The 18,342-nt window shown below is 53.4% G+C and carries 18 protein-coding genes; 16 read left to right on the top strand and 2 right to left on the bottom strand.

Annotation, left to right across the window (positions count from 1 at the left end):
• Window positions 1-40 precede the first annotated feature (40 nt).
• The 3 genes from queA to E0F26_RS11395 are packed head-to-tail and all read left to right on the top strand — an operon-like array spanning window position 41 to window position 2,402.
• Window positions 41-1,102, top strand: a complete 1,062-nt coding sequence (gene queA / locus E0F26_RS11405) for a tRNA preQ1(34) S-adenosylmethionine ribosyltransferase-isomerase QueA (RefSeq protein WP_279241787.1) — start codon at window positions 41-43, stop codon at window positions 1,100-1,102.
• A gap of 9 nt (window positions 1,103-1,111) precedes the next feature.
• The gene (gene tgt, locus E0F26_RS11400) at window positions 1,112-2,224 is read left to right on the top strand and encodes a tRNA guanosine(34) transglycosylase Tgt (RefSeq protein ID WP_279241786.1); all 1,113 of its coding nucleotides are present in this window, start codon (window positions 1,112-1,114) and stop codon (window positions 2,222-2,224) included.
• The gene (locus E0F26_RS11395) at window positions 2,217-2,402 is read left to right on the top strand and encodes a DUF1289 domain-containing protein (RefSeq protein ID WP_279241785.1); all 186 of its coding nucleotides are present in this window, start codon (window positions 2,217-2,219) and stop codon (window positions 2,400-2,402) included. Before tgt ends, E0F26_RS11395 begins: the two co-directional genes overlap by 8 nt.
• Before the next feature lie 50 nt (window positions 2,403-2,452).
• Here the strand turns inward: E0F26_RS11395 and E0F26_RS11390 are convergent, their stop codons facing one another.
• Both E0F26_RS11390 and E0F26_RS11385 read right to left on the bottom strand, forming a co-directional pair.
• Window positions 2,453-3,736: an HlyC/CorC family transporter gene (locus E0F26_RS11390; protein ID WP_279241784.1), complete on the bottom strand. Its 1,284-nt coding sequence runs from the start codon at window positions 3,734-3,736 to the stop codon at window positions 2,453-2,455.
• A 73-nt stretch (window positions 3,737-3,809) separates the two neighbouring features.
• Window positions 3,810-4,625 carry a cytochrome C assembly family protein gene (locus E0F26_RS11385; protein ID WP_279241783.1) on the bottom strand — a complete coding sequence of 272 codons (816 nt, stop codon included), beginning with the start codon at window positions 4,623-4,625 and terminating at the stop codon, window positions 3,810-3,812.
• 95 nt (window positions 4,626-4,720) lie between these two features.
• On the opposite strand from E0F26_RS11385, the gene ffh reads away from it, so the two are divergent.
• From ffh to lysS, 13 genes are all read left to right on the top strand, one after another.
• Window positions 4,721-6,118 (top strand): signal recognition particle protein, encoded by a 1,398-nt coding sequence (ffh, locus tag E0F26_RS11380; RefSeq protein WP_279241782.1) that lies wholly within the window; start codon window positions 4,721-4,723, stop codon window positions 6,116-6,118.
• Window positions 6,119-6,225: 107 nt separating this feature from the next.
• Entirely contained in the window at window positions 6,226-6,486 is a 261-nt protein-coding gene (gene rpsP / locus E0F26_RS11375) for a 30S ribosomal protein S16 (protein ID WP_279241781.1), read from the top strand.
• A gap of 10 nt (window positions 6,487-6,496) precedes the next feature.
• Entirely contained in the window at window positions 6,497-7,051 is a 555-nt protein-coding gene (gene rimM / locus E0F26_RS11370) for a ribosome maturation factor RimM (RefSeq protein WP_279241780.1), read from the top strand.
• Window positions 7,044-7,808 carry a tRNA (guanosine(37)-N1)-methyltransferase TrmD gene (gene trmD, locus E0F26_RS11365; protein ID WP_279241779.1) on the top strand — a complete coding sequence of 255 codons (765 nt, stop codon included), beginning with the start codon at window positions 7,044-7,046 and terminating at the stop codon, window positions 7,806-7,808. The genes rimM and trmD overlap by 8 nt, the downstream gene beginning before the upstream one ends.
• Window positions 7,809-7,888: 80 nt before the next feature.
• Complete coding sequence (rplS, locus tag E0F26_RS11360; protein ID WP_279241778.1) at window positions 7,889-8,242, top strand: 50S ribosomal protein L19; 354 nt, start codon at window positions 7,889-7,891, stop codon at window positions 8,240-8,242.
• A gap of 27 nt (window positions 8,243-8,269) precedes the next feature.
• Window positions 8,270-9,169: a site-specific tyrosine recombinase XerD gene (xerD, locus tag E0F26_RS11355; RefSeq protein WP_279241777.1), complete on the top strand. Its 900-nt coding sequence runs from the start codon at window positions 8,270-8,272 to the stop codon at window positions 9,167-9,169.
• Window positions 9,170-9,172: 3 nt separating this feature from the next.
• Entirely contained in the window at window positions 9,173-9,940 is a 768-nt protein-coding gene (locus tag E0F26_RS11350; protein WP_279241776.1) for a DsbC family protein, read from the top strand.
• Window positions 9,941-9,975: 35 nt separating this feature from the next.
• The gene (gene alaC, locus E0F26_RS11345) at window positions 9,976-11,178 is read left to right on the top strand and encodes an alanine transaminase (protein ID WP_279241775.1); all 1,203 of its coding nucleotides are present in this window, start codon (window positions 9,976-9,978) and stop codon (window positions 11,176-11,178) included.
• Window positions 11,175-12,485, top strand: a complete 1,311-nt coding sequence (locus E0F26_RS11340; protein ID WP_279241774.1) for a homoserine dehydrogenase — start codon at window positions 11,175-11,177, stop codon at window positions 12,483-12,485. The genes alaC and E0F26_RS11340 overlap by 4 nt, the downstream gene beginning before the upstream one ends.
• Before the next feature lie 16 nt (window positions 12,486-12,501).
• Window positions 12,502-13,905: a threonine synthase gene (gene thrC, locus E0F26_RS11335; protein WP_279241773.1), complete on the top strand. Its 1,404-nt coding sequence runs from the start codon at window positions 12,502-12,504 to the stop codon at window positions 13,903-13,905.
• On the top strand, window positions 13,905-15,638 hold the full coding sequence (recJ, locus tag E0F26_RS11330; RefSeq protein ID WP_279241772.1) for a single-stranded-DNA-specific exonuclease RecJ: 1,734 nt from the start codon (window positions 13,905-13,907) through the stop codon (window positions 15,636-15,638). The genes thrC and recJ overlap by 1 nt, the downstream gene beginning before the upstream one ends.
• Before the next feature lie 63 nt (window positions 15,639-15,701).
• A protein-coding gene (gene prfB, locus E0F26_RS11325) for a peptide chain release factor 2 (protein ID WP_279241771.1) occupies window positions 15,702-16,797 on the top strand; the annotation gives its coding sequence in 2 pieces (ribosomal slippage) (window positions 15,702-15,773 and window positions 15,775-16,797; 1,095 coding nt in all).
• 13 nt (window positions 16,798-16,810) lie between these two features.
• On the top strand, window positions 16,811-18,301 hold the full coding sequence (gene lysS, locus E0F26_RS11320; RefSeq protein ID WP_279241770.1) for a lysine--tRNA ligase: 1,491 nt from the start codon (window positions 16,811-16,813) through the stop codon (window positions 18,299-18,301).
• The last annotated feature ends 41 nt before the right edge of the window (window positions 18,302-18,342 follow it).

The raw sequence follows: 18,342 nt of genomic DNA, 5'->3' as shown, positions 1-18,342 counted from the left end.
GCCGGCTTTTTTATGACTGCGTTACTAACTAAACGTGACTATGAAGACAGCTGACTTTCACTTTGACCTACCCGAGTACCTGATTGCTCAGTCGCCACTTGAGGAGCGGACGGGTTCCCGTCTTCTGGCGCTGGACGGTGCCACAGGTAGCCTTGATCACCGGCAGTTCTTAGAGATAGAAGCGTTGCTGAGCCCCAATGACTTGCTTGTTTTTAACAACACGCGAGTGATTCCCGCGCGGCTCTATGGTCAAAAGCAAACGGGTGGGCGTGTTGAGATTTTGATTGAGCGATTGCGCGGTGATGGCTCTGTTTTGGCCCACGTCAGGTCGAGTAAGAGTCCGAAAGAGGGTTCCCTCATCTTTATTACAGCTGATCAGGACTCAGATATTACTGACTTCACGCTGAGGGTCTGTGGTCGCGATGGCGGTTTGTTTGAACTTCAAGCGGAAACTGGCACGGTTGCAAAGATGATGCGGTTGTACGGTCATATGCCCCTACCTCCGTACATTGAGCGCGCGGATACACCACAAGACCGTGAGCGTTATCAAACCGTCTACGCAAAGCATGAGGGCGCTGTTGCAGCGCCTACTGCAGGTCTTCACTTCGACGAGGCCCTGCTCTCGCGACTCAGCCTCAAAGGTGTGCAGACCGCGTTTGTAACCCTTCATGTGGGGGCAGGCACCTTTCAACCCGTGCGCGTTGAGGATATTACGCATCATAAAATGCACCGGGAATGGATTGAGGTTGGGCAGGATTGCGTTGACGCGATCCGTGCGTGCCGCAAGAGAGGGGGTCGCGTTGTGGCGGTTGGCACGACTTCTGTTAGATCGCTCGAAAGTGCGGCGGCCGCAGGTCTTGACTCTGAGCGCTGCCCTCGGGCTTTCGAAGGTGACAGCGATATATTTTTATATCCGGGGTGCGAGTTTGGTGTGGTAGACGCAATGGTCACAAACTTTCATTTGCCTGAAAGCACACTCATTATGCTGGTGTCTGCCTTTGCCGGCTATGAGGAAACAATGAAGGCCTACCGTGAAGCTGTACTCAAGGAGTACCGCTTTTTCAGTTACGGTGACGCGATGTTTGTCACGCACAAATCTTGAGGGTCGAAAGTGAAGTTTTCGGTTTCAGCTAAAGACGGTCTCGCGCGTCGGGGGACAATGACCTTTGCGCGAGGTGAGGTCCAAACCCCCGCCTTCATGCCGGTCGGTACCTATGGCACGGTTAAGGGCATGACCCCGGATGACGTGCGCGCTACGGGTGCACAGATTCTCCTTGGGAATACCTTTCACCTATGGCTTCGACCGGGCACCGACATCATTTCGAAGCACGGCGACCTCCACGATTTTATGGGGTGGGGTGGCCCGATTTTGACTGACTCGGGCGGGTTTCAGGTGTTCAGTCTGGGCGAGGTCAGGAAAGTCGAAGAGTCGGGCGTGACGTTCAAGTCGCCGGTTAACGGCGACAAGGTGTTTCTGGATCCCGAAACCTCGATGAAAATTCAGCGGGATTTAGGCAGTGACATCGTAATGATCTTTGATGAATGCACGCCTTATCCTGCGACAGAGGAGGAGGCACGTCGATCGATGGAGCTCTCTCTGCGCTGGGCAAAACGCAGTAAGGATGCTCATGCGGGTAATGCCTCTGCGCTTTTTGCCATTGTGCAGGGGGGAATGTACAAGCATCTGCGTGAAGCCTCGCTCTCTGGATTAGTCGACATTGGCTTCGACGGCTACGCACTCGGCGGCCTATCCGTGGGCGAGCCGAAAGACGAGATGGTGCAAGTGCTGGATGACGTGGCGCACCAGCTGCCAGATGATAAACCTCGCTATTTGATGGGGGTGGGCACGCCCGCGGATTTACTCGAGGCGGTGCGCCGTGGTGTCGATATGTTCGACTGCGTGATGCCCACACGGAACGCGCGCAATGGGCATCTCTTCACGAGCCATGGCGTCATTAAACTGCGTAATGCGCGCCATAAGACAAGCACGCGCCCCCTTGATGAGAACTGTGAGTGCTACACCTGTTCGAACTTTAGTCGCGCTTATTTGCACCATCTTGATCGTTGCAATGAGATTTTGGGCTCGCAGTTGTGCACCATTCACAACCTGACGTACTACCAAAAGCACATGCAAGGCATCCGTGATGCTATCGAGGCAGGAACACTCGATGAATTTGCCGACGCATTTTATGCAGCCCAGGAGGCGGGCGACCCCCATGTCTGATACCCCACAATCCCCTTGTGTCTCTATCTGTGCACTTGATCAGAATGACGTCTGTGAGGGCTGCTACAGGACAGGCGATGAAATCGTAGATTGGTTTACTGCGGACGATACGCGCAAGCAAGAAATTCTTGAGGCGAGCGCTCAGCGACGGAAAGAAGCTGGGTTTTCATTATTTTGAGGGTTTAGCGCGTTGCGAAGTGTCAAGGTGTTTCCCCGTACTTGCGAATCCTAGATGGCGTCATCCGATGGCGGTGTGGCGGTCATCGGTGTTACGCGAACCTGAGTGATTGCATTGCCCTCGACGCATTCTATGTCGAGTTGGTAAGCACCAATCCGAACGGACGCGGGGCCCACTGGGAAGGCCTCCAAGGCCTCAAGAGCAAGCCCGCTTATAGTTTTTGGCCCGTCTGTGGGTAACGACCACCCAAACTGTCGATTGATGTCTCTGATCGGAATGCTGCCGGTACAGGAGGCACCTCCGTCTGCCATCGTGGCAATCTCTTCTTGGTCCTCTACTAGATTGGAAGTGAAGTTTCCGACGATCTCCTCGAGGATATCTTCAAGGGCCACCAAGCCCATGATGTCGCCGTATTCGTCGACGATCATCCCGAGTCGAAGTTTTCGCTGCTGAAAATGGCGGAGCTGAATATGTAGCGCTGTGTTCTCTGGTGTGAAGTAGGGCTCTTGGAGCTCACTGATCAATGAGGTTCGATTGAGCCCGTCGCCATCAAGGCACTTGCCGAGATTTCGCAAGTGCAGGATACCTTCGATCTTGTTGATATCGCCGCGAAAGACGGGCACTAAGGTATGGGTACTCGACTTGAGTCGCTTGAGTATCGTCTCATCATCATCATCGAGGTCGACACCGTATATCTCGTTGCGGGGCACCATAATGTCATTCACTGAGACTTGCTCGAGATCGAGTATGTTCACCAGCATACTTCGGTGTCGCCGCGGTATGAGTCCACCCGACTCATTGACGATGGTGCGAAGCTCTTCTTGAGTAAGTTCGTCCTCATTTGCGGCATTGGTTTTGAAGCCAAGGAGCGACAGCAGACCATTTGTAATAGCGTTAATCGACCATACGAGTGGCATGGCGAGTTTCATAAGCGGCAGCAGAATAATACTTGCTGGGAAGGCCACTTTTTCAGGGTGGATAGCGGCAATCGTTTTCGGGGTGATCTCAGCAAAGATGAGAATGACGATCGTCAAAAGAATGGTGGCTATAGCAATACCCGCATCGCCATAAAGTCGAATCGCCACAACGGTGGCAATGGAAGAGCCCAATATATTGACGAGGTTATTGCCGATTAGAATGAGTCCAATCAGCCTATCGGGACGCGCAAGTAACTTTCCCGCTCGCAGCGCACCCTTGTGACCCTGCTGCTGCAGATGCTTTAGCCGGTAGCGGTTGAGCGCCATCATCCCTGTCTCTGAGCTCGAGAAAAATCCGGATAACAGAATGAGTGCTGCCAAAATGGCAAAGAGGAGTCCCAGCGGGGCGTCGTTCAAACTTTATGGGCAAGCGTCAGCATGAACGCCAATTGTTGAGAAAAATGTGTCCGGCCGCAACCCTAGATTTCACTTAGGTTAAAACAAGCTCTAGAACGAGTTTGGATCCGTAAAAGCCAAGCGTCAGCAAGGCAAACCCACTGCAGCAAAGCATCACTGCGGTGTTTACGCGCCACCCATAACGTATATGACGGATGGAGACCACCGCGAACAGCAGCCATGCAATGATGGTGAGCACTGTTTTGTGTATGAGGTGCTGCGCAAATAAATCGTCGACATAGTAGAAGCCGGCGACGATTGATATCGCCATGACAAGCGTCCCCATTGCAATTAGCTCGTGCATGACTTGCTCGGTGCTATCAAGCGGCGGCAGCAAGCGAATAAGCCCGCGTGTCTTGTGTTGCCGCAACAACCGGCTTTGTTGAAGCACCAACAAGCCTTGCAGTGTTGCGAGTCCCAGCAACGCATAACCGATAATCGAGGTCGAGATATGCAGCAGCAAGCCGCGTGGTGTATCGGTCATGGGCCGAGCCGTTTCAGGCGTCAGTGTCGCGACCAATATGGCAATCGCTGCCAATGGGAAAATACCCATGAGTAACGTCTGCAATGGACGGAAGGCGAGAATCAGTAAGCTTAGGACACCCATCAGCCAGAACGTTAACGATGCAACACGATAAAAGCCAAAATTGGCCCCCACGGACGCAGAGCTATCGTAAATGACAAAACCATGGAGCAAGAGCGCCGCGATGGCCGGGAATAAGATAGCGTTTGGCAGTTTTTGCTCGCGTCGTTCGAGCCTCAAAAGCTGCTGAGCTGCTGTAAACAAATAGAGCGCGGCCGCGAGCGTGGCCGCTACTGCGAGAACTTGATTGGTCGCAAATCCTGCCATGCCGATTGCAGAACTCCCCTGATTATTTTTTTGCCGTAGGCGTATACTACGCGGTTCCAGCGCTTGCGGCACTGTTAATTGACACAGGAAAGAACATGTTTGAAAGCTTAAGCGAACGTTTATCCGCCAGTTTGAGGGCAATGGCGGGCAAGTCGCGCCTCACTGAAGACAACATCAAAGACACGCTGCGGGAAGTCCGTATGGCGCTGTTGGAGGCCGACGTTGCTCTGTCGGTGGTTAAGGAGTTCACGGACCGGGTCAAAGAGCGCGCTGTTGGTACTGAGGTGAGCTCGAGTCTCACGCCGGGGCAGGTCTTTTTGAAAATCGTTCAGGCTGAGCTTCAAAGCGTCATGGGTGAAGCCAATGAGCAACTCAATTTAGCGACACAACCCCCAGCGGTTGTGATGGTGGCCGGTCTGCAAGGTGCGGGCAAAACCACCTCGGTCGCCAAGCTTGCGCGCTACCTCATGGAGCGTGAGAAAAAGAAAGTGACGGTCGTCAGTGCTGATGTTTATCGACCGGCCGCTATTAAGCAGCTCGAAACACTAGCGAGCGAGGTGGGTGCGCGCTTTGAGCCTTCGTCGGTGGAAGAGCGCCCTGTAGACATTGTTAATCGCGCGCTTAAGAACGCAAAAACCGCATTCAGTGACGTTTTGTTGGTCGATACGGCGGGACGGCTTGCGATTGATAATGAAATGATGGCAGAGATTTCTGACCTGCATAAGGCCATCAACCCGGTTGAAACGCTCTTTGTCATCGATGCCATGACAGGTCAGGATGCTGTGCACACCGCGACCGCGTTTAATCGCGCCTTGGCACTCACGGGCGTTATTTTGACGAAGGTGGATGCTGATACGCGCGGCGGTGCTGCGCTCTCGGTGCGTCATGTTACGGGTAAGCCCATCAAGTTTATGGGTGTTGGCGAGAAGACAGAGGCACTTGAGCCGTTTTTCCCCGATCGGTTGGCGTCGCGTATTCTTGGCATGGGCGATTTGCTGTCGCTTATCGAGGATGCTGAGCGGAAAGTTGATAAAAAGAAGGCGCAAAAACTCGCTAAAAAGGTCGAAAAAGGCGGACGCTTTGACCTCGAAGATTTCCGTGACCAACTTCAGCAGATGAAAAATATGGGTGGCATTGGTGCCATGCTCGATAAAATGCCGGGTATGGGTGGCATGGCTCAGGCAGCGCAGTCGCAAGTTGACACCAAGCAATTTGACCGCATGGAAGCGATTATCAACTCCATGACACCGAAAGAGCGAAAAAACCCCGATCTGATTAACCCATCGCGTAAGCGTCGCATCACGGCCGGATCAGGTACGGCAGTTCCTGATCTGAATCGTCTGTTGAAGCAACACAAGCAGATGCAAAAAATGATGAAGAAGATGAAAGGCGGCGGTATGCAGCGCATGATGCGTGGCATGGGTGGAATGATGGGCGGTGGCGGAGGTATGCCGCCTGGTGGTGGTATGCCACCCGGGTTTCCGCGCCGGTAATTATTATGTGTTGCAGGACTTTAAAGACGGGACGACTTCCTGTAGTCTTCGCGACCTCAAATTTTGCCTTGGGAAATGTCCCAAGGGTTAACGTTTAGGACAAAGCAATGGTCACAATTCGTCTTTCACGCGGCGGCTCAAAGAAGCGCCCTTTTTACCACGTGACAGTTACCGACAGTCGTAGGTCTCGTGATGGCCGGTTTATCGAGCGCGTTGGGTTCTTTAACCCCATTGCTCGCGGTCAAGAAGAGCGACTGCGCATCGATACAGGCCGTATCGACGCATGGGTAGCTAAGGGTGCACAGTTGTCACCTCGCGTCGCCAGTTTGGTAAAAGAAGCGGCAGGCCAAGCGGCCGCAGCGGCTTAAGTGATTTTTTGTGGCGCGCTCTGACGCCACATCTCCCGACATAGCCGCCGCCAAAATCGTAGGCGTATACGGCATCAAAGGCTGGGTAAAGCTCAAGGTAAACCTCGAGTCGCCAGCCTCGCTCACTTCTCTCCAACCTCAATTTTTAGTCGACGCTCGGAACCAGGGGCGTAAACCTGTACGCGTGCTCAATATTCGCGCGCAGGGAAAGGGGTATGTCGCCCTGTTGGAGGGTGTAGATGACCGAAATGCAGCCGAACTTCTGCGGGGTTACAGCATTGTGGTTCCCAAGTCGGCGCTGCCAACCCTCAAAGAAGGTGAGTTTTACTGGGATGACCTGGTGGGCTGTCGCGTCATGGCACCCGGTGATGACGGAGCGCCTCTTTACTTGGGTGACGTCGATTATCTGCTTGAAACAGGTGCTAACGACGTGCTGGTCGTTCGCGCCTCTGAGAGCAGTATCGATGATCGCGAGCGCCTTATCCCTTACATAGAGACCGAGGTTATCGCGCGAATCGATTTAGACGACGCGCTGATTGAAGTGAACTGGCATCCCGATGACTGAATCAATCGTTGCCTTGAAGCAATTTGGTTTTATCAGCATTTTTCCTGAAATGCTTTCTGGTCTGACTGAATGGGGTGTGACAGGCCGGGCGGCACGAGACCAGCTTTTCACTGTCGAGACGGTGGATCCCCGCCAGTTTGCAACCGACAAGCACGGTACGGTTGACGATCGACCTTATGGGGGTGGGCCGGGCATGCTTATGAAGGCGCCTATCCTGAGTCAGTCCGTCCGCAAAGCGAAACAGCTGCTGGGTGACGATGCCCTAGTGGTTGCGATGAGTCCGCAGGGGGCGCCTGTGGATGAGGCTATGATCGCTCGTCTCGTTGCCCATAAAGCGATTATTTTTGTTGCGGGCCGCTATGAAGGATTTGACGAGCGCTTTCTCGAGCAAGATGTAGATCTGGAGTTGTCGGTAGGCGATATGGTGGTCAGTGGTGGAGAAATGCCCGCTATGTTGGTGATGGATTCGTTAATTCGTCGCATTCCGGGTGTTTTAGGCGATGAAATGTCTGCAGAACAAGACTCTTTTGTTGACGGATTGCTCGACTGTCCTCACTATACGCGCCCTGAGATTTTTGAGGGTCGAGCGGTGCCGGAGGTGTTGCTCAGCGGAGACCATGCGCGCATTGCTGATTGGCGAGCGGCGCAGGCGTTGAAACGGACCCTCGATCGGCGGCCAGATTTGCTCGATTGGGCCGACCTAACAGATGAGCAGCGAGTGATGCTCGCGCGGTGGGATTTAAACGCCCATCTCTGAGTAAAAAGTGAGCGGTAACGCTCGATATGAGATTGAAACGGGGTTGCTGTGTTGAATAGCGGCCGACTGAGGAGAAAGCCATGAGTGCCAACAAAATTATTGCCGAGCTCGATGCTGAGCAAATGTCAAAAGAAATTCCCGCCTTTGCGCCGGGAGACACCGTTGTCGTTCAGGTAAAAGTAAAGGAAGGTAACCGCGAGCGTCTTCAGGCGTTCGAGGGTGTTTGCATTGGCAAGCGCAACCGTGGCTTGAACTCAGCGTTTACTGTACGAAAAATCTCTCACGGGGTTGGCGTGGAGCGTACGTTCCAGACTTACAGCCCCTTGGTTGACTCGATTTCAGTCAAGCGCCGCGGTGACGTTCGTCAGGCGAAGCTCTACTATTTGCGTGAGCTTTCCGGTAAGGCTGCACGCATCAAGGAAAAGCTCTCCTAAGGCTCAGCCTTTGGGGTAAGGACGCGTTTGGATCGCATTATCAAGCCAGAGCTTGAGCGGTTTACGACAGCCCTCTGGCTCGAGCGCGGTCTGAGCGAGAACACCTGCCAAGCCTATCGGCGAGACGTCGAAGGGTTGGACCGTTGGTTATCTGAGCACAAACACAGCACAGCCCTCACTGCCGATGAATCAGACGTGCAAGCCTACCTTGGGGTGCGGCTTGCTGGCGGCAGTTCTCATCGGTCGATCTCTCGGCTCCTATCGAGTCTGCGTAGTTTTTATCAATACCTGGTGAGAGAGGGCGAGCTAGCCGTCGACCCAACACAACACCTTGATCGGCCGAAGCCTTCCAGACCACTGCCTAAAACAGTCTCTGAGGCCCAAGTAGACGCTTTATTGAACGCACCTGATCTCGATGTCGCCATTGAGCATCGCGATGCAGCGATGCTAGAAGTGCTTTACGCTTGTGGTCTGCGCGTATCGGAATTGGTGTCTTTGACCATTCCCCAGCTCAGTCTGAATCAAGGGGTGGTTCGCGTCTTGGGCAAGGGTGGTAAGGAACGGTTAGTGCCCATGGGCGAGGCGGCTGTTCAGAGTGTGAGCGATTATTTACGGTCTTCTCGCATCGACTTGCTCAGTGGCAAACAGAGCGATGTGCTTTTTCCATCAAATCGGGGTGTGGCAATGACTCGCCAGACCTTTTGGTATCGTATTAAACTTTACGCGCAGCGGGCAGGAATTAAAGACAGTCTCTCTCCGCACACGTTGAGGCACGCATTTGCCACGCATTTGATTAATCATGGTGCGGACTTGCGTGTCGTGCAGATGCTATTGGGCCACAGCGACCTGACGACGACGCAAATATACACACACGTGGCACGCAGCCGGATGCAAGCGCTTCACGAGAAGCACCACCCTAGAGGTTAATACATGTTGAAATCGTTTCGAATACAGCTCATCTCGGCGACCTTTGCATCGTTGGCAATGTTCAGTTGGCCTGCGCTAGCACAGGACAGTTCGTCTTTTGGAGACGCCAGGCAGCGGTTAGAGGCGGGCTTATCTGCCATGGTAGGCAGCCCCATCAGTATCGATCGCATTGAGGAGACACCGTCCAAAGACTTGATTGAGATAGCCATTCAAGATGGGCCTGTTTTGTATGCGACGCGGGACGGTCGTTTTTTATTGCTTAACGGCGATTTGCTCAGCGTCTCTGAGACCAGCGTATCGAATTGGACGGAGCAACGCCGGACCACAGAGCGCATTGAGCTCCTGGCTCAGGTCGACATTGATGACATGATCGTATTTTCGCCAGCCGAGCCTGCCAAGGGTTACATCAACGTGTTCACAGATATCACGTGCGGCTACTGTCGTAAGCTTCATTTAGAAATGGATGACTTGAATCGCCGCGGTGTTGAGGTCCGCTATCTCGCATTCCCAAGGGGCGGTATGGAGTCAGACGGTGCTCGGCAATTAGCGACAGCCTGGTGCTCGCGCAATCGGGAATCGACGCTCACATCGCTTAAATCCGGTGTTGAGTTACCGATCAACGAGTGTGAGGGGAACCCCGTCTCCGAGCACTACGCGCTAGGCAACCGGTTAGGCGTCCGAGGGACGCCCGCTATCGTAACCAGTGACGGACAGTTGATACCCGGGTACAAGCCGGCTGCTGATATTGCAGCCATGCTGGGGATCGAATAGTTAAGTAAGCCTGAGCAAAATCTCAAGGGAAGCAGATGAATCAGCAGTTTCAACGCATAGAGCGATTACCGCCTTATGTGTTCAATATTATCGGTGAACTGAAGCAGCAGGCACGTGCACGTGGCGAGGATATTATCGACTTTGGCATGGGAAACCCCGACCAACCGACGCCTCAGCACATCGTCGACAAATTAAAAGACACGGTTGAACGTGGTGATACGCACCGTTACTCGCAATCAAAAGGTATTCCGCGGTTACGAAAAGCTATGTGCGATTGGTATGCCTCGCGATACGACGTGGAGTTGGACCCAGAAACCGAAGCTATTGTGACGCTAGGGTCTAAAGAGGGTCTTGCGCACCTTGCGCTAGCCACTACGGGTGTAGGCGACACAATCCTTGTGCCAAATCCTTCTTACCCTATTCACCCCTACGGGTTTGTGATCTCAGGTGCTGACTTACGCCACGTGCCGATGACCGAAGAGGGCGACTTTTTCGAGGAGCTCGATAAGGCGATCCGGACAGCTTACCCCCGGCCTAAGATGCTCGTCCTCAACTTTCCCTCTAATCCTACTGGCGACTGTGTCGAGCTCGACTTTTTTGAGAAGGTCGTCGCCGTGGCACGTGAACATAATATTTGGGTGGTTCACGACCTCGCGTATGCAGACCTCGTTTTTGATGGTTACAAGGCGCCGAGTATTTTGCAGGTGCCCGGAGCACGCGATGTCGCGGTGGAATTTTTCACTCTGTCTAAGAGCTACAACATGCCAGGCTGGCGCGTGGGCTTTTGCTGTGGAAATAAAGAATTAGTGGCAGCGTTAACTCGCATAAAGTCTTACTTGGATTACGGCATCTTTACGCCGGTTCAGGTCGCGGCCATTACGGCACTTGAGTCCGATCAGTCATGTGTTGAAGACATTCGACAAATGTATCAAGACCGGCGCGACGTGCTGTGTGAAGGCCTTAACAAAGCAGGTTGGGCCGTGACGCCACCCAAGGCGACCATGTTTGTTTGGGCGAAGATTCCTGCGCCGTTTGATCAGATGGGCTCTTTGGAATTCAGCAAGCTTTTGCTCAAGGACGCTGGAGTGGCTGTGTCGCCCGGTATAGGCTTTGGCGAATATGGCGAGGGCTATGTCCGTTTTGGTCTCATTGAGAATGAACATAGAACGCGACAAGCACTGCGAGGAATAAAAAAGGTATTGCGTGCTGGACTACCCAGCGATTGGGGACAAGCGTGACAAAGCGAACGGTAAAAGTGGGTCTGTGTGGTCTTGGAACGGTGGGGCAGGGTGTTTTAGCACTGCTGGTCGAGGGCAATGCGGCAATTTCGGCGCGGTCTGCTGCGCACCTAGTTGTCACACACATTGGTACACGAACGCCAAGACCTGAGGTTGATATCGGTGATGCGCAGGACTCTCGCGATGTGTTCGCCGTTGCGCGCGATCCCGAGGTTGATGTGTTGATCGAGCTAATTGGTGGAACAACGGTTGCGAAAGAGCTCGTAATCGAGGCGTTGCAACAGAAAAAACACGTCATTACCGCCAATAAAGCCCTACTTGCTGATCACGGTGGAGAACTGTTTGCATTGGCTGAGCAGCAAGGTGTGTCATTGAAATATGAGGCGGCTGTGGCGGGCGGTATTCCCATTATTGAGACGGTCAGAGCGAGTCTTGCTGCTAATGAAGTGACATCTGTGGCAGGTATTATCAATGGCACGGGTAATTTTATTTTGACTGCGATGGCCTCTGAGGGTCGCGCCTTTGATGACGTGCTCCAAGAGGCCCAACGACTGGGCTATGCCGAGGCGGATCCGACCTTCGATGTCGACGGCACCGACGCCGCTCAAAAGCTCGTTTTGCTGGCGTCCCTGGCTTTTGGTGCGGCGATTCCTGCGGATGCACCGTTTAAGCAAGGTGTCGACAGCGTAGCGCCTGAGGATCTTGAGTTCGCAAAAGAGCTCGGCTACCGCATAAAGCATTTGGGGATCGCCCAGCGCGACGCAGAGACGATACAGCTACGGGTTCATCCGACGTTGATTCCTGAGGGTAAGGCAATTGCCCAAGTGGATGGCGTTCTGAATGCCGTCATGATTAATGGGACGGGTGTGGGTGAGTTGTTATTGGTGGGCCCGGGAGCGGGTTCCAGACCCACGGCTAGCGCGGTCTGTGGTGACCTAGTGTCCATCGCCGGTTCGCTGGCGCGTGATGAGTCGCCAGCGACACCGAGTATGGGTGTGCCGATAGCGGACTTGGATTCTGCCTCGATTACACACATAGACGATGTCTCAACTGGCTGGTATCTGCGACTTGATGCTGAAGATAAGCCGGGTGTGATGGCATCGATCACCAAATGTCTGAGTGAAAAAGGCATCGGTATCGAGTCGCTCATTCAGAAACCTGAGGCGAGTGCGAGCGCTGACGTGCCTGTCATTATTGTCACCGACAGAGCGACGACGCGTTGTCTAAATGATGCTGTGTCGACGATTGAAGCAATGTCATCGGTGGTTGGACGTGTGACCTGCCTTCGTGTTGAAAATTTTGATTGATGAGACCTGACCCAATATGACTATTCGCTACGTGAGCACTCGCGGACAGGCCCCCGAGCTGGATTTTGAAGACGTTCTGCTAGCGGGTTTAGCCTCGGATGGCGGGCTATATGTTCCCACCTATCTGCCGAAGTTTGACGCAGAAAAACTGCGCGCAATGCAGACGATGTCTTATCCAGACCTGGCTTACGAAATCGTCTCGCCCTTCATTGGCGATTGCATCAATGAAGCCGACCTGCGAGCAATTCTTAAGGACACCTATTCAAGCTTCCGACATCCGGCGGTCGCACCGCTCGTTCAGTTGGAGCACAACCAGTGGGTGCTGGAGCTCTTTCAGGGACCCACGCTGGCGTTTAAGGACTTTGCACTTCAGTTGCTTGGCCGCCTATTAGATTACGTGTTGGCCCGCCGCGGGGAGAAAGTCGTCATCATGGGCGCAACGTCGGGTGACACAGGCAGCGCCGCGATCGAGGGCTGTAAGCGCTGCGACAACATCGATATTTTTATTCTGCATCCGCACGAGCGCGTGTCCGATGTTCAGCGGCGCCAAATGACGACCGTCATAGCTCCCAACATCCACAACATTGCCATTAAGGGTAATTTTGACGATTGCCAAGCGATGGTGAAGACAAGCTTCGTCGCTGAACCTTTTTTGCCCGATGGACGCCGATTGGTCGCGGTTAACTCGATCAACTGGGCGCGAATTATGGCGCAAATTGTTTATTACTTTTACTCGGGGCTCGCATTAGGTCGGATTGACCGTCCGACGAGCTTTTCCGTACCGACCGGCAATTTTGGGGACATCTTTGCGGGTTACTTAGCCAAGCAAATGGGTTTGCCGATCGAGAAGTTAGTCATTGCCACTAACCGTAACGATGTGCTGCATCGCGTGCTGACCGAGGGCGTGTACGCTAAGTTATCGCTTGAGGCGTCGCTTTCACCCAGTATGGACATCACTGTTTCATCTAATTTTGAGCGACTTCTTTTTGATCTTGCAGACCGCGATGGCGACGTTTTGCGTGGCTGGATGGAGACCTTCGCAGAAGGAGACCTTACGCTTTCTAACGAGGCCTTAGAAAAAGCGAAAGCGCTTTTTGACAGTGACCGCAGTTCAGACGAAGAGACCTGCGCCGAAATTGCCGCTGTTTGGCGCAAGCAGGGCTATCTGGTCGACCCCCATACCGCAATCGGCACAAAAGCGGCCCGTGTTTGTCAGCAAGACAGCGATGCGGCCATGGTTACCCTGGCCACAGCACACCCGGCGAAGTTCCCCTCAGCGATCGACGCGGCAGGCATTGACGCCCAGGCACAACTGCCTGCGCATCTGGCAGACTTGTTTGAGCGAGAAGAGGCTTTCGATGTTTTGCCCAATGACCTAGCTGAGGTTCACCAATTTATGGTGGCTAACTGTCGCGCCTGATGACGACGGCCATTAAACATCGCGAGGGTTTAGTCTCGCCCGAGCTCGCCGCGGCCAATATTCCGGATGCGATCAAAAAGATCTACGCGCACCGCGGTGTTCAACGTCTTGATGAGATCTCGCTACCGTTGAATCAGTTGCTGTCTCCAGCGGCACTTTTAGGCGCGCAGGAGGCCGCTGAAATGCTTGCTGATGCCATTGAGTTTCAGGCGAGCGTCGTCATTGTCGGCGACTTCGATGCCGATGGCGCGACAAGTTGTGCGCTAGCGGTTTCTCTTCTCAAACAAATGGGGCTGGAAGAGGTCTATTACCTTGTACCCAATCGCTTCGAATACGGGTATGGACTCACACCTGAAATCGTAGGCATTGCGGCGCAGTATCAGCCTGATGTCTTGGTGACTGTCGACAATGGTATTGCCAGTATCGACGGTGTTTCGGCTGCGCGTCAGCTGGGTATGAGTGTCATCATAACGGACCACCATCTGCCCGGTGAGGTATTGCCTGAGGCCGATATCATCGTAAACCCCAATCAGCCGGGTTGCCGCTTCCCAAGTAAGGCGTTAGCGGGCGTGGGTGTCATGTTTTACGTGCTTACTGCCTTGCGCGCTGAGCTGCGGAGTCGGGGTTGGTTTGAGTCGATGAACATCGAGATCCCCAACCTGGCTGATTCCTTGGACTTGGTCGCACTTGGAACTGTCGCAGACGTCGTTCCACTTGATAAGAACAATCGAACACTTGTCGCGGCAGGTATTGCACGGATGCGTGCGGGCAGGGCTCGACCGGGTATAGAAGCGTTGTTTGAAGTGGCGGGCAGAGATATTCGGTCTGTCACATCAACTGACCTAGGTTTCGTTGCTGGGCCTCGTATCAACGCCGCGGGGAGATTAGATGACATGTCCGTAGGCATTGAATGTTTACTCGCCGAATCGACAGTGGCTGCTCGGTCCTTCGCGGCGCAACTTAACGACTACAACAAGGAGCGGCGCAATATCGAAGGCACGATGCAAGCTGAGGCCCTGGCGCTGGTTGAGTCGGGTGAGTTTGCAGTCCGAGACCAAGACTTCGCGGTCACGCTTTATCGCGATGATTGGCATCAGGGCGTGGTTGGGATCCTCGCCTCCCGGATCAAAGAACGCTTTCATCGTCCTACAATTATTTTTGCCGAAGCGGGTGACGAGGAGCTTAAGGGCTCTGGCCGCTCGATTCCCGGCGTTCACCTGCGGGATGTTTTAGATCGCGTGGCAACCCAAAATCCGGGCCTTGTGACGAAGTTTGGTGGGCACGCCATGGCGGCAGGACTCAGTTTAGCCAAGGTTAAATTGGCAGAATTTCGAGAAGCGTTTAATCAGGCAGTGGCCGACGAGCTGCATGGCGTGACGCCCAATCAGGAATACCTGACCGATGGCTCCTTGAGCCACGCAGAGCTCTCACCGAGCCTTGCTGAGGCCCTAGCGTCGGGCGGACCATGGGGGCAGGGCTTTGAGCCGCCTTCATTTGACGGAACGTTTGCCATTGACGATATGCGTGTCGTAGGGGAGAAACATCTGAAATTTCGTCTGGCAACAGATGCAGGGGTTATCGATGCCATTGCATTCAACGCCGATGTGGATACCTGGCTTCAAGAACGCCCAGCCGCTATGACCTGCGTCTATAAGCCTTCGATAAATGACTTTCGGGGTGAACGCCGACTTCAACTCCAACTCGATGTTATCTGGCCCTTGATAACAACCTGACGAGCTGGAACAAAATAGCGCGCTCCGCTAAACTCGCCGCCCATAAATCGACTGGTATCGCTCGTGGAAATTGCCCCTCTTATCAATCAGCTGAAAGAAATTCGTGCACGAACCGATGTGCTCAGGGGGTATCTTTGACTTTGCTAACAAGAAAGAACGGCTAGCCGAGGTTGAGTTAGAGCTCGCGGAGCCGAGCGTCTGGGAAGATCCTGACCGAGCGCAGAGTCTCGGCCGCGAGCGCTCATCGCTCGAGTTAGTCGTTCACACGATTGAGGCCTTGGACGCAGGTCATCAAGACGGTGTTGATCTGCTCGAAATGGCACAGGCTGAGGATGATCAGGAAACCGCTGACGAAGTCGCAAGTGATATTGATCAGCTGACTGCGCAACTCGAGACGCTTGAGTTTCGTCGTATGTTCTCTGGTGAGATGGATCCCAATAACGCATTTCTGGATATTCAGGCTGGGTCTGGTGGTACAGAAGCTCAGGACTGGGCTGAGATGCTGCTCCGAATGTACTTGCGCTGGGGTGAGAGTAAAGGCTTTAAAGCAACGCTTACCGAAGCCTCGGCGGGCGATGTTGCCGGAATAAAAAGTGCAACGGTGCAGTTTGAGGGCGAGTACGCATTTGGTTGGCTCAGAACCGAGACCGGTGTGCATCGACTCGTAAGGAAGTCTCCTTTTGATAGCGGCGGTCGACGTCATACCTCCTTTTCGTCTGTGTTTGTGTCACCAGAAATTGACGACAACATTGACATCGATATTAATCCCGCCGATTTGCGCATCGATACGTACCGCTCATCTGGCGCAGGTGGACAGCACGTCAACACTACGGACTCCGCGGTTCGCATCACACACGAGCCGACGGGTACGGTTACAAGCTGTCAGACTGAACGGTCACAGCATCAGAACAAAGACAATGCGATGAAGCAGTTGCGGGCGAAGCTGTATGAGTTGGAAATGCTAAAACGCAGTGCTGAAAAGCAAGCAATGGAAGACAGTAAGGCGGATATTGGCTGGGGTAGTCAAATTCGCTCCTATGTCCTTGATGACTCGCGTATTAAGGACTTGCGAACTGGGGTGGAAAACCGGAACACACAAGCTGTTCTGGATGGCGCGCTCGACCCCTTTATCGAAGCCTCTCTGAAAAAAGGCCTTTAGGTTAGGAATTATTATGACTGATTCGGTGTCGGCAGCTGCTGAAGATGAAAACAAATTGATCGCAGAGCGCAGGGCAAAACTTGCGAAGCTTCGTGAAGGCGGTAACGCATTTCCAAACGACTTCCGTCGAACGGCGTTAGCGGGCGATTTACAGCAGCAATATGGCCATGAGACAAAAGAGGACTTAGCTCAAAAGGGTGAGTCGTTTGCCGTCGCTGGACGCTTGGTCCGGAATCGAGGCGCCTTTCTTCTGATTCAGGACGGCTCCGACACGATCCAGCTTTACATCGATAGAAAGGGTTTAAGTTCAGAGCTGTTAGATGCCATAAAAACCTGGGATTTGGGCGATATTGTGGCGTCGTCGGGTGTCCTATGTAAGAGCGGAAAGGGCGATCTATACATCAATATGGAAACCGCTCACCTTCTCACCAAAGCACTTCGTCCCCTGCCTGATAAATATCACGGTTTGGCGGATCAGGAGACCCGTTATCGTCAGCGTTATGTGGACCTTATCGCTAATCCCGAGGTCCGAGAGACCTTTCAAATTCGCTCTAAAGTCATCGCTTTTGTGCGCTCTTTCCTCGATGCCGAGGGTTTCATGGAGGTTGAGACGCCAATGCTTCACCCCATACCGGGCGGTGCAACTGCGCGGCCCTTTGCGACGCATCACAATGCGCTCGATATGCCCATGTTTATGCGAATCGCCCCTGAACTTTATCTCAAGCGATTAACAGTGGGTGGTTTCGAAAAGGTTTATGAAATTAACCGAAATTTCCGTAATGAGGGGTTATCGACGCGTCACAATCCCGAATTCACCATGCTCGAGTTTTACTGGGCTTACGCTGACTATCGCGACGCGATGGATCTCACTGAGCGACTTTTGAAAGAGTTGTCTCAAGAAGTCCTCGGTACAACCGTTATTCCTTGCGGTGAAGACACCGTGGATTTCAGCAAAGCATTTGCACGCCTGTCTGTGACTGAGGCGATCCTTACTTACAACCCAGATCTGACGCTCAGCGATATTGAATCGCGTGAATCAGCGGCAGCAGTTTTGCGAAAAATTGGGATCGAGGCGAAAGACGGGTGGGGGCTTGGTCGAATCCACATGGAGATTTTCGAGGAAACGGCGGAACATAAACTCATTCAGCCGACCTTCATTACGGAGTATCCGACTGAGGTGTCTCCACTCGCACGACGCAACGACAACAATCCCGATATAACCGATCGATTCGAGTTCTTTGTCGGGGGACGTGAGTTGGCAAATGGTTTCAGCGAGCTCAATGACGCAGAAGATCAAGCCGAGCGCTTTAGAGCGCAAGTCGCCGAGAAAGACGCCGGTGATGACGAAGCCATGCATTACGATCACGATTACGTGCGAGCTCTGGAGTACGGTCTTCCACCCACCGCTGGCGAGGGCATTGGAATCGATCGACTTGTGATGCTGCTGACAAACTCACCGTCAATTCGCGATGTCATTTTATTTCCACATATGCGACCTGAGTAAATTCGTCACACTTTTTGAGAAAAAGTCTGTATTCTCCGGTC

Source organism: Candidatus Paraluminiphilus aquimaris, from assembly GCF_026230195.1.
GTDB classification, from domain to species: Bacteria; Pseudomonadota; Gammaproteobacteria; order Pseudomonadales; family Halieaceae; genus Luminiphilus; species Luminiphilus aquimaris.
This window is presented reverse-complemented; position numbering and strand designations above follow the sequence as displayed.

Bases quoted from the DNA above. Each gene is read 5' to 3' on its own strand.
- queA (WP_279241787.1), top strand. From the start codon at position 41: ATGAAGACAGCTGACTTTCACTTTGACCTACCCGAGTACCTGATTGCT.
- E0F26_RS11395 (WP_279241785.1), top strand. From the start codon at position 2,217: ATGTCTGATACCCCACAATCCCCTTGTGTCTCTATCTGTGCACTTGAT.
- E0F26_RS11385 (WP_279241783.1), bottom strand. From the start codon at position 4,625: ATGGCAGGATTTGCGACCAATCAAGTTCTCGCAGTAGCGGCCACGCTC.
- ffh (WP_279241782.1), top strand. From the start codon at position 4,721: ATGTTTGAAAGCTTAAGCGAACGTTTATCCGCCAGTTTGAGGGCAATG.
- rpsP (WP_279241781.1), top strand. From the start codon at position 6,226: ATGGTCACAATTCGTCTTTCACGCGGCGGCTCAAAGAAGCGCCCTTTT.
- trmD (WP_279241779.1), top strand. From the start codon at position 7,044: ATGACTGAATCAATCGTTGCCTTGAAGCAATTTGGTTTTATCAGCATT.
- rplS (WP_279241778.1), top strand. From the start codon at position 7,889: ATGAGTGCCAACAAAATTATTGCCGAGCTCGATGCTGAGCAAATGTCA.
- E0F26_RS11350 (WP_279241776.1), top strand. From the start codon at position 9,173: ATGTTGAAATCGTTTCGAATACAGCTCATCTCGGCGACCTTTGCATCG.
- alaC (WP_279241775.1), top strand. From the start codon at position 9,976: ATGAATCAGCAGTTTCAACGCATAGAGCGATTACCGCCTTATGTGTTC.
- thrC (WP_279241773.1), top strand. From the start codon at position 12,502: ATGACTATTCGCTACGTGAGCACTCGCGGACAGGCCCCCGAGCTGGAT.
- recJ (WP_279241772.1), top strand. From the start codon at position 13,905: ATGACGACGGCCATTAAACATCGCGAGGGTTTAGTCTCGCCCGAGCTC.
- lysS (WP_279241770.1), top strand. From the start codon at position 16,811: ATGACTGATTCGGTGTCGGCAGCTGCTGAAGATGAAAACAAATTGATC.